Source organism: Pseudomonas sp. Sample_9, from assembly GCF_004307535.1.
GTDB lineage: Bacteria > Pseudomonadota > Gammaproteobacteria > Pseudomonadales > Pseudomonadaceae > Aquipseudomonas > Aquipseudomonas mercuritolerans.
Genome location: NZ_RAZO01000354.1, coordinates 1 through 13,498 on the forward strand (window position 1 = coordinate 1; position 13,498 = coordinate 13,498).

At 56.8% G+C, this 13,498-nt stretch carries 11 protein-coding genes and 1 pseudogene; 6 read left to right on the plus strand and 6 right to left on the minus strand.

The annotated features are described in order from the left end of the window. Window positions 1-216: 216 nt before the first annotated feature. Together D6877_RS20350 and D6877_RS20355 are read right to left on the minus strand one after the other, a co-directional pair. Complete coding sequence (locus D6877_RS20350) at window positions 217-1,356, minus strand: glycerate kinase (RefSeq protein WP_130911921.1); 1,140 nt, start codon at window positions 1,354-1,356, stop codon at window positions 217-219. A 215-nt stretch (window positions 1,357-1,571) separates the two neighbouring features. Then, window positions 1,572-2,690: a sugar diacid recognition domain-containing protein gene (locus tag D6877_RS20355; protein WP_122506803.1), complete on the minus strand. Its 1,119-nt coding sequence runs from the start codon at window positions 2,688-2,690 to the stop codon at window positions 1,572-1,574. Window positions 2,691-2,861: 171 nt separating this feature from the next. On the opposite strand from D6877_RS20355, the gene D6877_RS20360 reads away from it, so the two are divergent. After that, entirely contained in the window at window positions 2,862-4,172 is a 1,311-nt protein-coding gene (locus D6877_RS20360; protein WP_130911922.1) for an MFS transporter, read from the plus strand. 135 nt (window positions 4,173-4,307) lie between these two features. On the opposite strand, the gene D6877_RS20365 is transcribed toward D6877_RS20360, so the two are convergent. Further along, window positions 4,308-6,245 (minus strand): Ig-like domain-containing protein, encoded by a 1,938-nt coding sequence (locus tag D6877_RS20365; protein ID WP_130911923.1) that lies wholly within the window; start codon window positions 6,243-6,245, stop codon window positions 4,308-4,310. 153 nt (window positions 6,246-6,398) lie between these two features. Between D6877_RS20365 and D6877_RS20370 the strand changes: the two are divergent. Both D6877_RS20370 and rarD read left to right on the plus strand, forming a co-directional pair. Then, window positions 6,399-6,602, plus strand: a pseudogene (locus tag D6877_RS20370) (MFS transporter); the annotation flags it as partial. 286 nt (window positions 6,603-6,888) lie between these two features. After that, complete coding sequence (gene rarD, locus D6877_RS20375) at window positions 6,889-7,770, plus strand: EamA family transporter RarD (protein WP_130911924.1); 882 nt, start codon at window positions 6,889-6,891, stop codon at window positions 7,768-7,770. Window positions 7,771-7,908: 138 nt separating this feature from the next. Here rarD and hppD read toward each other — a convergent pair whose 3' ends face one another. Then, a complete protein-coding gene (hppD, locus tag D6877_RS20380) occupies window positions 7,909-8,985 on the minus strand; it encodes a 4-hydroxyphenylpyruvate dioxygenase (RefSeq protein ID WP_101157216.1) in 1,077 nt (358 codons plus the stop codon). A gap of 351 nt (window positions 8,986-9,336) precedes the next feature. Here hppD and D6877_RS20385 point away from each other — a divergent pair, with 351 nt between their 5' ends. Both D6877_RS20385 and D6877_RS20390 read left to right on the plus strand, forming a co-directional pair. Then, window positions 9,337-10,872, plus strand: a complete 1,536-nt coding sequence (locus D6877_RS20385; protein ID WP_130911925.1) for an EAL domain-containing protein — start codon at window positions 9,337-9,339, stop codon at window positions 10,870-10,872. Window positions 10,873-11,099: 227 nt separating this feature from the next. Next, window positions 11,100-11,465 carry a histone-like nucleoid-structuring protein, MvaT/MvaU family gene (locus D6877_RS20390; RefSeq protein ID WP_016774912.1) on the plus strand — a complete coding sequence of 122 codons (366 nt, stop codon included), beginning with the start codon at window positions 11,100-11,102 and terminating at the stop codon, window positions 11,463-11,465. Window positions 11,466-11,681: 216 nt separating this feature from the next. Here D6877_RS20390 and D6877_RS20395 read toward each other — a convergent pair whose 3' ends face one another. Continuing rightward, complete coding sequence (locus D6877_RS20395; RefSeq protein ID WP_130911926.1) at window positions 11,682-12,200, minus strand: DUF4946 domain-containing protein; 519 nt, start codon at window positions 12,198-12,200, stop codon at window positions 11,682-11,684. Window positions 12,201-12,337: 137 nt separating this feature from the next. Between D6877_RS20395 and gloA the strand changes: the two genes are divergently transcribed. Continuing rightward, a complete protein-coding gene (gene gloA, locus D6877_RS20400) occupies window positions 12,338-12,859 on the plus strand; it encodes a lactoylglutathione lyase (protein WP_039762746.1) in 522 nt (173 codons plus the stop codon). 252 nt (window positions 12,860-13,111) lie between these two features. On the opposite strand, the gene D6877_RS20405 is transcribed toward gloA, so the two are convergent. Next, window positions 13,112-13,498, minus strand: a 387-nt coding sequence (locus D6877_RS20405; protein WP_178083720.1) for an FAD-dependent oxidoreductase, incomplete at its 5' end; no start/stop codon positions are given.

The window sequence follows — 13,498 nt, forward strand, 5'->3', positions numbered from 1 at the left end:
GGTTTTGTGTGCGCCTGACCGTTGTATCGGCCAGGCTTGAGGAAGGTTTCGGGTCCGCAGTAAATATTTTTCGGGACGTTACAACAATCAACCAAGGTCCGCTGCCTTGGGTAGGAGCTGTCGAGTGCAACGAGGCTGCGATCTTCTGACTTTTAATAGCAGGATCAAAAGATCGCAGCCTCGTTGCACTCGACAGCTCCTACAGAGGCCAGCGGTTCAGCGTTTGGCGGCGAGCTGCCAGATCCGGGCGATGTCGGTGGCGCGTTCACGCAGCAAGCGCGGGGCTTCGGCGCAGGCCTGTTCCAGAGTCATCGGCCCGCTGGTAACAGCAAACGCGGCGTCGATGCCGTGTTGATAGAGTTCCTGATAACCCTCGCCCAAGGTCCCGGCAATCACGATCACCGGCACAGCGTATTGTTTGGCAACTCGCGCGACACCGAACGGTGTTTTGCCGCGCAGGGTTTGCGCATCGAAGCGGCCTTCTCCGGTAATCACCAGATCCGCACCTTTGACCGCGTCAGCGAGCCCGACCAGTTCCGCCACTACCTCGACGCCCGCCTGAAACTGCGCGCCGAGAAAAGCTTTGGCGGCAAAGCCCAGACCACCCGCCGCGCCGCTGCCCGGTTCATCGCGCACGTCTTTGCCCAATGCTTGCGCGCAGAGTTTGGCGAAGTGCCCCAGCGCCTGATCGAGCTGCTCAACCTGCGCAGGCGTTGCGCCCTTCTGCGGGCCGAAAATGGCCGAGGCACCATGGGGGCCGCAGAGCGGATTATTGACGTCGGCGGCAATGTCGAAACGCACCTCGGCCAGACGCGGATCAAGCCCAGCCACATCGAGTCGCGCCAGTTGCGCCAAGGCCAGGCCACCCGGCACCAACGATTGATTCTGCGCATCCAGCAACTTCACGCCCAACGCCTGCATCGCACCCGCACCGCCGTCATTGGTCGCGCTGCCGCCAATCGCCAGGATCACCCGTTGCGCGCCGGCATCCAGCGCTGCACGAATCAGTTCACCGGTGCCAAACGTGCTGCTGATGCAGGCATCGCGCTGCCCCGGCGGCACCAGTTGCAGACCGCTGGCCTCGGCCATTTCGATGATCGCGGTGTGGTTGTGCGGCAGCCAGCCCCATGCGGCTTCGACCGTCGCACCCAATGGACCGCGCACGCGGGTGCGGCGTAACTCACCTTCGCAGGCTGCAAGAATCGACTCGACCGTGCCTTCGCCGCCATCGGCCATCGGGCATTTGATCAGCGTCGCCTGCGGCCAGACCTGCGCCAGTCCGAGGGCGATGGCTTCGGCAACGCCTTGGGCACTCAGGCTGTCCTTGAACGAGTCGGGGGCGATGACGATCTTCATGGGAATTCTCCGGTTGCAGTGGCGTTCATGCTGCCAGTCGGCCTGCGCCTTGACGCCGGTCGGCTGCACAAGTGGCGTCGGCGTTTATTGTTCATTTCCACAAAAGGCTGGCGCTGGATGTACCGGCCTCTTCGCGAGCAGGCTCGCTCCCACATTTGAAATGCATGCCACTGTGGGAGCGAGCCTGCTCGCGAAGGAGCCCCGAAATACACCGATCAATTCGGATCAGTCTGCGGCAACAGCTGCACCCCCAGGTACAACGCCAGCATCCCGTCCAGCTTCAACGGATCAACCCCGCTCAACTCGGCAATCCGCTCCATGCGATAGCGCAGGCTGTTGCGATGGATGCCCAGCGCTTCGGCACAGGCCTGGCTCTGCCCGTCGTGCTCGCACCAACTGCGCAGCGTCGCCAGCAACTGGCCGTTGCTGTCCTTGGCGATAACCTTGCGCAGCGGCTTGAGCAGTTCGTCCAGCGCATCATCGTTGCGATGTCGCCATAGCATGACCGGCAAGCGATAACGATTGAGCGTCAGCAGCCGCGAATTCGGCAGCACGTCACGACCATAAGCGAGCAAATCGCCGACCCGTCGATAACAGCGACGCAACCCGGCCAGACCATCCGCCTGCCCACCGACGGCGATGCGCAGAATCTTCCAGCCGAGGCCATCGAGCTTTTCCAGCAGGCGATCGTGCTCGACGTTCTGGCTCGCCGGGCGACACCACAACAGCGACGACTTCGCCGAACTCACGCACCAACTGTCGGGATACCGCGAGGTCAGCCACGCACTCAGTGCCTCGACGGTTTGCCCCGGCCCGTGCTCAAGACCCAGCTCAAACAGATACGGCACCCGGGTCAATTGCGGCTTGAGCCCAAGCTGCTGCGCCTCATCGATCAGGCGCGGCGAATCCCCCGCCTCGCTCAACAGCAAAGCCAGCAGATCATCGCAACGCTGCCGTCGCCATTGCTGCTCGGCCTGCTGGTTGCGCTGGCCGACGAGCATTTCAGCGGTCATGCGCACCAGCTCGGCGTAGGTGCGCAATTGCTCCGGCTCGCCAGTGATGCCAAGCACGCCGATCAAGCGCTGATCGAGCAACAGCGGCAGGTTGATGCCCGGTTGCACGCCTTTGAGGTGCACCGCCGTCTGCGCATCGATTTCCACCACACGCCCGTTGGCCAGCACCAGTTGCGCGCCTTCATGCCGGGTGTTGATGCGCTCCGGTTCACCGCTGCCGAGGATCAGGCCCTGACTGTCCATGACGTTGACGTTGTACGGCAAAATGGCCATGGCCCGGTCGACGATGTCCTGGGCAAGGTCGTGATCGAGTTCGAACATAGCGGCGGCAATCCTTCATTTCAGGCACGGACGGTTGTTCAGCCGCACAGGGTCTGGCGGCAAACCCTGTGCTCAGGCACAAAGACAATCCGGCCAAAGGTGGCCGAGACTCTCAGGGCGATCAACGTTACCCTTTGCATCGCAAAAAATCATAATAAAGAGAGAGCCGCTATGTCGCAGAGCGCCGCAGCTACCCAGACCATCGACGACGGTAAAAACGCCGTCTACAAACGCATCACCCTGCGTTTGATTCCCTTCATTTTCATCTGCTATCTGTTCAACTACCTCGACCGGGTCAACGTTGGCTTCGCCAAACTGCAGATGCTCGACGCACTGAAATTCAGCGAAACCGTATATGGCCTCGGCGCCGGCATCTTCTTCATCGGTTACGTGCTGTGCGGCGTGCCGAGCAACCTGGCACTGACCCGCTTCGGTCCTCGGCGCTGGATTGCCTTGATGATGATCACCTGGGGCACGCTGTCGACCTGCCTGTTGTTCGTCACCACCCCGACCGAGTTCTACACCCTGCGCTTTTTTACCGGTGCCGCTGAAGCTGGTTTCTTCCCGGGCGTGGTGCTGTATCTCTCGCAGTGGTTCCCGACGTTCCGCCGTGGTCGGATCATGGCGTTGTTCATGTCGGCAATCCCGGTCTCCGGTTTGCTCGGCAGCCCGTTTTCCGGCTGGATCCTCAACCACTTCGCCGCGGGCCAGGGTGGCTTGGCCGGCTGGCAGTGGATGTTTCTGCTGCAAGGCATCCCGACGGTAATCCTCGGCGCACTGGCGTATTTCCTGTTGAGCGACAGCTTCGCCAATGCCAAATGGCTGACCGCCCATGAACGTTCGGTGCTCGAAGCCGACCACGCCGAAGACCTCGCCAACAAACCGAAAACCGCCACCGACTCGCTGCTCGCGGTGTTCAAGAACCCTGCGATCTGGGCCTTCGGCCTGATCTATTTCTGCATCCAGAGCGGCGTGTACGCGATCAACTTCTGGCTGCCGTCGATCATCAAGAACCTTGGCTTCAGCGATAACCTGGTGATCGGCTGGCTGAGTGCGATTCCATATCTGCTTGCAGCGGTGTTCATGCTGGTCGTCGGCCGCTCGGCGGACTTGCGCAAGGAGCGCCGCTGGCACCTGGTGGTGCCGATGCTGATGGGCGCTGTCGGTCTGGTGATCGCAGTGAATTTCGCAGCGAATCCGGCGATTGCGATTCTCGGCCTGACCATCGCGACCATGGGCGCACTGACCGGTCTGCCGATGTTCTGGCCGGTACCGACCGCCATGCTGAGCGCTGGCGCGGCGGCTGGCGGTCTGGCGTTGATCAACTCGATGGGGCAGATGGCCGGGTTCCTCAGCCCGTACCTGGTAGGTTGGGTCAAGGACAGCACTGGCTCGACGGATGCGGCGTTGTATGTGCTGGCGGCGGTGATTGTCGCCGGGAGTTTGCTGGCGTTGCGGATGACGCGGGCGTTGCGGGCTTAGGCTTATACATAAGAAACGGCCTTCTCAAGGGCCGTTTCTTGAAGACCAGTCCGGCCAATCTTAGAGATACAAAAGCACGCGTTCCCACTGAACGCGCGTCAGAAGAGTCAGCATAAAATATATCGTTGATATGCACTAATATGGGACAAGGCACCACGATAATAAAGTTAGTTGCTTAATCCAACCAAAGTGACTCCAGTCTGCTCGCATATACCAGTACGACCGACCATCATAGGCGCACGTATTGATGTGCGCAGGTACGGATGGCACATATACGCGGAGAGCGTCTCTTATGAACTGGTAGTTAAAAACGTTCTGCCCACCTAATTCATTCATCCATAAGACAGCATCATCCGCCCGAAGCGGTTCCTTGCTGATCATCAATCTAAATATATTAGTAGCCGCCACCAAGTAAGAAAGAGTCGTACCCTCCTGATCAGTGACATAGATAGTCGCGACACCTTGTTTCAGCCCAGTGACTTTCCCTCCTGTAGTGACCAAAACCGTCAGCGGGTCCGACGACGCATAGTCGTAAGGCGGAACCCCGCCGGTGGGTAAGCGAACAGCCGTATTACCGATAGAATCCAAACCGGTTTTCGGCCACTGCGGGACCTTTATAGACAATCCGTTAAGCTTCATTTGAGTCCGATCAATATCGAATGCCAGTCGCTCAACAAACCAAGGTTCGGACTCAAGCTGACTACTACTTTTCTCTTTAACCTTGAATATCCGCTGCCCTACGCCAATCGGTATCGCATTGCTTTGCCATTTATAATCGGCGCCAGCCTGAACGTCCGCGATATATGTGTCACCGTCGAAAATTTGCAATAAGACTTCCGCCAGCGCCGAGCCCGCCAATGTAACTTTATTGTCTGAAACCGTTCCTCCATTTTGCAGTTCCGCGCCAACCGAATTTTTGACTGACGTAATGACTGGCCTAACGACAACCCTTGCCCGTGTAATTTTTGATCTGGCGATACTTATATCATTGCGGACTTGCTCATACGTAACCTTCACTAGACTGTCGGCAACGACTTTGGCATTGGGTATCAATAATTTATGAATGAACGGTACTCTTTCAACGGTCGCTGCTTCCTTATGCTCGACTGTCTCGCCATTACCCTGCGTGGCTACATAAGTTACGCGGATACTGTCCATCATCTGCCATAACGGAGCGATAACATGGACTTGTACAGTCAAATCTTTGTTACCGAGCTTGTTCAGGTCGATTGTATCAGGAGCATCATTGGGATCATCCGGATTCTCGGTAACATCAGGTGCCGCCATTCGAGACCGCAGATCGACATCTGCCGTGATGACGGGAGACCAAGAGTTTCGATCGGTTGCGTTACCTATTTCATCACTAACCGTAAATTTGAAAGGGAACCGCGGATCATCACCTGCTAATTCGAAAACCTCTTTTTCGAGTAACAAACCGATCCGGGTCGGCACATCTGTAGGCTGGGCTGGCGCTTCGTGCGGCAGAACGTCATGGAAAATGTCACGACCTTTACAACTGAGAAGGATACGATCGCCCGACCGGCAATAGGGATAAGACAAGAAAATCTGAACCCCCTGCTCGGCGCGGTCAGCGTCGATGCCGTCTTCCAGCACGTCCGCAGGTAAATCCATTTTCAATTTGGAATGCCCGCCAACACCCTCGTTCTGGTCTTTCATACCAGGTGGGACGTCGTTGTATAAGATACTAAGGGGCGGTTGGGAAGTGCCTTCAATGTTGCTCCCACGAATAACAGTATAAGAAAGCTCATTGAGGTAGCCCGGATCGGATCTCAATTTGTTGGGTGGGATAAAAAGCACAACCGCATCGTCTGATGCAGTGGTCTGGGTACTGGCAATATTCATCTCGCCGTTCAGGTTGAGCTGAACGGTATCCAACGGGGCTTGCTGAAGATAGGGATCGACAATAACTTTAGCGCCGCTTGAACCATAGAACCTCATCGCGATACCACAGTCAGCGCCGGTCACTTGCGTATTGCTATCGGGAAGCTTTGGCGGGTACAGGTGCAACACGTGTTCGTAGGTCGGCATTTCATCGGAGGTTTCGGTTGTCATGATAAGCACCTTGGTCCATGGGATTTTGGCCTTTCCAGATCCGGCGGCCGTCTATGATTTGGCGCTTAGACATTTAGTTCTGCCTACTGTCAGATCTGACAGTCGCGACGAATGGTATGGACGATCAAAACTGACGGGGGTTCTGGAGCATTTCCTACGGCCATACTGGGCGCGGCGGCTGGCGGTCTGGCGTTGATCAACTCGATGGGGCAGATGGCCGGGTTCCTCAGCCCGTACCTGGTAGGTTGGGTCAAGGACAGCACTGGCTCGACGGATGCGGCGTTGTATGTGCTGGCGGCGGTGATCGTTGGCGGGAGTCTGCTGGCGTTGCGGATGACGCGGACGTTGCGGGCTTAATCAGAAGCGCAGATCAAAAGATCGCAGCCTTCGGCAGCTACTGTGGAATGCGTTCCCTGTAGGAAGTGCCGAAGGTTGCGATCTTTTTGCGTTTAATCGGTGCAATCATGCATAGCGCCAGTCGACGCAACATCTATGCTGAATCTGCCGGCCGCTTCGCGAGCAGGCTCGCTCCCACAGGATTTGTGGCTCCTGGATGTGGGAAATAATGAGCGCCCGCTCAATATTCAGCACAAAAACCACGTATCCTGCGCGCCCCGTTCAACCATCACGTCGCGAGGACAGTTTGTCTAAAGGTATCGCTCTATCGGTTTCAGCCTCGGTGCTGTTTGCCGTCATGTATTACTACACGTCGCTGCTGACACCTCTTAGCGGCGTGGAAATCTTCGGCTGGCGCATGCTTCTGACCGTGCCGTGCATGACCGTGTTCATGCTGGTTTCCGGGGAATGGCGGCGGGTGCTGGAGCTGGTTCGATTGATGGCGGCCAGGCCGAAGCTGATTGCCGGGCTGCTGGTTTCTTCCGCCCTGCTCGGGGTACAGCTGTGGCTGTTCATGTGGGCACCACTCAATGATTACAGCCTGGATGTATCGCTGGGCTATTTCCTCTTGCCACTGGCGATGGTGCTGACGGGGCGGATTGCCTATGGCGAGAGCCTGTCTTACCTGCAGAAAATCGCCGTATTTTTCGCCAGCCTCGGCGTGTTGAACGAGCTGTACCAGGTGGGTGGTTTTTCCTGGGCGACGCTGGTGGTCGTGGTTGGCTATCCGCTGTACTTCGTGCTGCGCAAATACCTGAAAACCGACAACCTCGGTGGCCTGTGGGTCGACATGACCCTGATGCTGCCGGTCGCCTACTGGTTTGTGCAGGGCGGCGAACAGGGCCTGGCCGTGTTCGATCAATATCCGGGACTGATGTGGCTGATTCCGCTGCTCGGCCTGATCAGTGCGTCCGCGCTGGTGGTGTACATCATCGCCAGCCGCTTGCTGCCGTTCAGTCTGTTTGGTTTGTTGAGTTATGTGGAACCGGTGTTGCTGCTTGCGGTGGCTTTGTTGCTCGGGGAAAGCATCAAGTCGGGCGAGTGGCTGACCTACATTCCGATCTGGCTGGCGGTGGTGGTGCTGGTGTTCGAGGGCTTCAAACACTTGACGCGCCAACGACGCTCTTAAAAGCAAAAGATCGCAGCCTTCGGCAGCTCCTACAGGAAAAATGCATTCCAAATGTAGGAGCTGCCGAAGGCTGCGATCTTTTGATCTTAAAAAATCCCGGCGCTGCATCTCTGCAGGCCGGGATTTTTTCATTTGAGATTACTCGGTGGTCAACACACCACGACGCACCTGGTCGCGCTCGATCGATTCGAACAGGGCTTTGAAGTTACCTTCGCCGAAACCGTCGTCGCCCTTGCGCTGGATGAACTCGAAGAACACCGGCCCCATCAGGGTTTCCGAGAAGATCTGCAACAGCAGACGCTTGTCGCCCTGCTCCGACGCGCCATCAAGCAGGATGCCGCGCGATTGCAGCTGATCGACCGGCTCGCCGTGGTTCGGCAGGCGACCTTCAAGCATTTCGTAGTAGGTGTCCGGCGGCGCGGTCATGAAGCGCATGCCGATTTTCTTCAACTGATCCCAGGTCTTGATCAGGTCGTCGGTGAGAAACGCAACGTGCTGGATGCCCTCGCCGTTGAACTGCATCAGGAACTCTTCGATCTGCCCGGCGCCCTTGGACGACTCTTCGTTGAGCGGGATGCGGATCATGCCATCCGGTGCGGTCATGGCTTTTGAAGTCAGACCGGTGTACTCGCCTTTGATGTCGAAGTAACGGATTTCACGGAAGTTGAACAGCTTCTCGTAGAAGTTCGCCCAGTAGGCCATGCGTCCGCGATACACGTTGTGGGTCAGGTGATCGATGATCTTCAGGCCGGCGCCAACCGGGTTGCGATCAACGCCTTCGATGAACACGAAGTCGATGTCGTAGATCGAGCTGCCTTCGCCGAAACGGTCGATCAGATACAGCGGCGCGCCGCCGATGCCTTTGATCGCCGGCAGGTTAAGCTCCATCGGACCGGTTTCGATGTGGATCGGCTGAGCGCCGAGTTCGAGTGCGCGGGAATAGGCTTTCTGCGAATCCTTGACGCGAAACGCCATGCCGCAAACGGACGGGCCGTGCTCAGCCGCGAAGTACGAGGCGACGCTGTTGGGTTCGTTATTGAGGATCAGGTTGATCGCGCCCTGACGGTACAGGTGCACGTTCTTGGAACGGTGGGTCGCGACTTTGGTGAAGCCCATGATCTCGAAGATCGGCTCCAGCGTGCCGGGAGTCGGCGATGCGAACTCGATGAACTCAAAGCCCATCAGGCCCATTGGGTTTTCGTATAAATCTGCCATGGTGACGCCTCATCATTTCTTATCAATTAACCAGGGTTATTTGTCAGGAAAGTGATGTAGTGGGAGGCGCACAGGAGATGCCACGCACGCTGCGAGCGAGGAAGTCTCCGTAGATCAGTTGAAACCCGAATATCTTCATTGTCGACCCAAGGCTCTTGCGGGCGAGGCTTCTGCTGCCAGAAGACGATTATTATTGTATGCGTAAACCGATTCTACACAGCGTAACCGAGCCTGTCTGCCCTCTCTATAAAATCCTCTTTTTTGGATACGGCACAAGAGCCATCTGCCATCTATTCTCCCCTCTGGCTCGATTGTTTACCGGGCCCGACTTCGAAGCCACAGGATGTGTCCATGCCGCTGACCCGCCGCCCCCGCCGCAAGCGCAGCACCCGCAACGTTGTGACTTTGCTCAGCAGCCTGCTGCCAATCGTGCTGGGCAGTGTGATTCTCTATATGCAGGCAGAACGCACGTTGCAACAAAGCGCCGGAGAAACTGCCGAGCAAGCGTTGCGACAGTTCGACTTGATGCTCGATAACACCGCAGAAGCTGCCCGGATTCTGTTGCCGCTTGCCGGGAAAAATTGCGAAGAAGTGAAACTCGCCCTGCGCGAACAGGTGACCCGTCGCCCCTTCGTGCGTTCAACCAATCTGGTCTGGGACAACAATCTCTACTGTAGTTCGCTGTTCGGCCAGTTCAACGAAGCCGTCGATGCCGGAAACTACCACGACGGCAAACTGTGGCTGATGAATGGCAATCCGGTGACGCCCGACACGGCATTATTGATCTACCGTCTCAGCGACGGTCGTGGTGGCGCACTGACCACACTGGATGGCTATCACTTGAGTAACATCCTGCGCCTGATCGGCCGCCAGACATTACTGATGTTGCAAGTAGGCGATAACTGGCTGTCCGCCGACGGCAAAGTGCATCACGGATCACTGCCTGCCCTGCCGGTCGCGCACAGCCTGCTGGAATCCGAACGCTACGGTTTCAAGGTCTCCGCGGGGTTCCCCGAGGGCGAAATCCGGCGTTACATGGCGGCTGAATATCCTCCGCTGTTCAGCCTGTTGATTTTCTTCGGTGCAGTCTCCGGTGCAATCGGCCACTTCGTCCAGAAGCGATCGACCTCGCCCAGCCATGAAATGCTGCGTGCGCTGGAAGCCGGGGAGTTCATCCCTTATTTCCAGCCCGTGGTTCACGGTGACAGCAAGCAATGGTCGGGTGCCGAAGTGCTGATGCGCTGGAATCATCCGAAAGAGGGCCTGGTACGGCCGGATCTGTTTATTCCATTTGCCGAGCACTCGGGCTTGATCGTGCCGATGACCCGCGCCCTGATGCAACAGACTGCGGTGCTGCTGGGGCCGCAATCCACAAGCTTCGCCAAACCTTTCCATATCGGCATCAATATCACCGCCAGCCATTGCCAGGATCTGGAGCTGGTCGAGGATTGTCGTGACCTCTTGGCTGCATTTGCGCCTGGCAGCATCGAACTGGTGTTGGAATTGACGGAGCGCCAGCTGGTCGAGCCGAATGACATCACCCTGCAGCTCTTCGAGCAGCTGCATGCACTGGGTGTGAAAATCGCAATCGACGACTTCGGTACCGGACATTCAAGCCTTGGTTATCTGCGCACCTTCAATGTCGACTTTCTAAAGATCGATCAGAGCTTCGTGGCCATGATCGGCATAGACGCGTTATCGAGGCATATCCTCGACTCCATTATCGAGCTGTCGGCCAAACTGGACTTGCGCATTGTTGCCGAAGGTGTCGAAACTCAGGTCCAGGCTGATTACCTGACCGAGCATAACGTTAATTTTTTGCAGGGCTATTTGTACGGTAGACCAATGCCTGGCGCTGAGTTCCTCGACGCATTAACTCATCATTAAGTCGCCGACATGGCCCGCCGAACAGCCGCACCAAATTGATACAAAAAGTCATTGTTGTTACATGACGACAACATCAGGATTTACTCTTGTCGCATTAACTACTACAATTTTTTCAACCTGAGCCAGACTGGCAGGTGAGCCAATTATCACCGAGTCGCTTCCAGGCTCTTGGCTTATAGCTTTGTTTGCGGTTGGTATCAGCCAAACACACTATTGGAGTAAAGATATTGTCCAGACTCGCTGAATTTCGCGCAGCTGAAAAGGCCCTTCAGGAACAGCTCAAACAGCTGGAATCGCTGAAGAACGATGCCGGGCTCAAGAAAGAAATCGAATTCGAAGAAAAGCTCCAGGGACTGATGAAAACCTATGGCAAAGGCCTGAAAGACATCATCGCCATCCTTGATCCAAACCCGGCAAAGTCCGGTCTCCAGCAGTCCGCAGCGCCCAAGACTCGCCGCGCTCGGGTGGTCAAGGTTTATCAGAACCCGCACACTGGCGAGCTGATCGAAACCAAGGGTGGCAACCATCGCGGTCTGAAAGCCTGGAAAGAGCAGTACGGTGCAGCCACCGTGGATTCATGGTTGCGCGGTTGATCTGACGCCAACAAAAAGCCCTGCTCGATGCAGGGCTTTTTTATTGACAATATCTAACAAATGAAATGATTTTCATCGAACAAGTTGGAAATTTGTGTAACGTTACTGAATCATCAGGCTAAACATTTTGCTGCGCAATGTTGCTACGACACGCTGGATAAAACTTTGTGCTTAATCCTTTCCGGCATTCAAATCATTGCAAGTTAGTACGGACGTTTATAATTTCAGGCTGTTGCGCGCCGCCTCTATGTCGTCGGCGCTCGCCTTATAAACCTCGGCCTGACCGGCATATGAAAGTACATAAGCCTTGTCTGCTTCCACGGCTGCCACCAACGTTTGTGATAATACGTGCCGACCGTTCTCGGTGACCGTGCAGGTCGTCTCCAACCCGGCCAATGATCCGAGCGCAGCCGGATGAATGCGGTTGCAGACGCTCTGATAACCGCTGCGGAAGAAGTCCTTCTGAATCGATTTGCGCATCTCCAGCAGCACGCCTTGCAGATTGACCTGATGCCCCGCTTCCACTTGAGTCATGGTCAACTCCATCACCATCACCTGGTTACCATCGGCGTCGAGCTTCACCGCCCGTTGCCGCGAGACTGGCGGCGCGGTGTCCGGCAACGCTTCAACCTTCCAGCCCGCCGGCCAGGTAATGCCTGGTTCGGCCATGGCCGGGAAAGCCACAGCCGATGACAAAGCAAAAAAAACAAACACGGATTTGAACAGTCGGATCATTGCCGGACGCACTCATGGATAGAAGGCAAAGTCTGAGCCCCGCCTTCGCGCAGGGCAAGCCCGCCTTGCATTTGGCGATGCCGGCCGGCATGCGTATCATTGCGCCCATTCACTCGCCCATTGTTATTGGAGGGCCCATGAGCCTCAACGAATTGAACACTTTCCCTGGCGTGACTGCCACGCCAGACAGCGCAACCCGCAACTTCGTATTCAACCACACCATGCTGCGCGTGAAGGACATCACCAAATCGCTGGATTTCTACACCCGCGTGCTGGGTTTTTCGCTGGTCGAGAAGCGTGATTTCCCGGAAGCCGAGTTCAGCCTGTACTTCCTCGCACTGGTCGACAAAGCACAGATCCCGGCCGACGCCGCAGCGCGTACCGAGTGGATGAAATCAATCCCGGGCATTCTTGAGCTGACCCACAACCACGGCACCGAAAACGATGCCGACTTCGCCTATCACAATGGCAACACCGACCCGCGCGGTTTCGGCCACATCTGCATTTCGGTGCCGGATATCGTCGCGGCCTGCGCGCGCTTTGAAGAGCTGGGTTGCGATTTCCAGAAGCGTCTGACCGATGGCCGGATGAAGAGCCTGGCGTTCATCAAAGATCCGGATGGCTACTGGGTCGAGATCATTCAGCCTGCGCCGCTGTAAAAGCTGAAAGCGCCTCACCCTAGCCCTCTCCCAGAGGGAGAGGGGACTGATTGGGGGATGTTGGAGAATTACGCCGGCTTGAAAGATTGGCGGTGAATCCATAATCGACCGGCTCTCTCAGGTCTATGGATGACTTCAGACACCTCGGTCGGCTCCCTCTCCCTCGGGAGAGGGCTGGGGTGAGGGGTGGCTTTCCACGCGCAATAAAAAACCCATGATCGCTCATGGGTTTTTTCATTTCACGCCTGAGGCTTACGCCGGGGCCGAAGTCCGGATCAAGTGATCGAACGCGCTCAGCGAAGCCTTGGCGCCCTCGCCCACTGCGATCACGATCTGCTTGTAAGGCACAGTCGTCACGTCGCCCGCTGCAAAGATCCCCGGAATGGAAGTCTCGCCACGATTATCGACGATGATCTCACCACGCGGCGACAGCTCGATGGTGCCCTTCAGCCAATCGGTGTTGGGCAGCAGACCGATCTGCACGAAGATCCCTTCCAGCTCAACCGTACGCAGTTCATCCGTGGTGCGGTCCTTGTAGCGCAGGCCGTTGACCTTCTCGCCATTGCCGGTGACTTCGGTGGTTAGCGCACTGGTGATCACCGTGACGTTCGGCAGGCTGTGCAGCTTGCGCTGCAACAC

Excerpts from the sequence above, each read along its gene's own strand:
- D6877_RS20350 (WP_130911921.1), bottom strand. The coding sequence starts at position 1,356 with ATGAAGATCGTCATCGCCCCCGACTCGTTCAAGGACAGCCTGAGTGCC.
- D6877_RS20355 (WP_122506803.1), bottom strand. The coding sequence starts at position 2,690 with ATGTTCGAACTCGATCACGACCTTGCCCAGGACATCGTCGACCGGGCC.
- D6877_RS20360 (WP_130911922.1), top strand. The coding sequence starts at position 2,862 with ATGTCGCAGAGCGCCGCAGCTACCCAGACCATCGACGACGGTAAAAAC.
- D6877_RS20365 (WP_130911923.1), bottom strand. The coding sequence starts at position 6,245 with ATGACAACCGAAACCTCCGATGAAATGCCGACCTACGAACACGTGTTG.
- hppD (WP_101157216.1), bottom strand. The coding sequence starts at position 8,985 with ATGGCAGATTTATACGAAAACCCAATGGGCCTGATGGGCTTTGAGTTC.
- D6877_RS20385 (WP_130911925.1), top strand. The coding sequence starts at position 9,337 with ATGCCGCTGACCCGCCGCCCCCGCCGCAAGCGCAGCACCCGCAACGTT.
- D6877_RS20395 (WP_130911926.1), bottom strand. The coding sequence starts at position 12,200 with ATGATCCGACTGTTCAAATCCGTGTTTGTTTTTTTTGCTTTGTCATCG.
- gloA (WP_039762746.1), top strand. The coding sequence starts at position 12,338 with ATGAGCCTCAACGAATTGAACACTTTCCCTGGCGTGACTGCCACGCCA.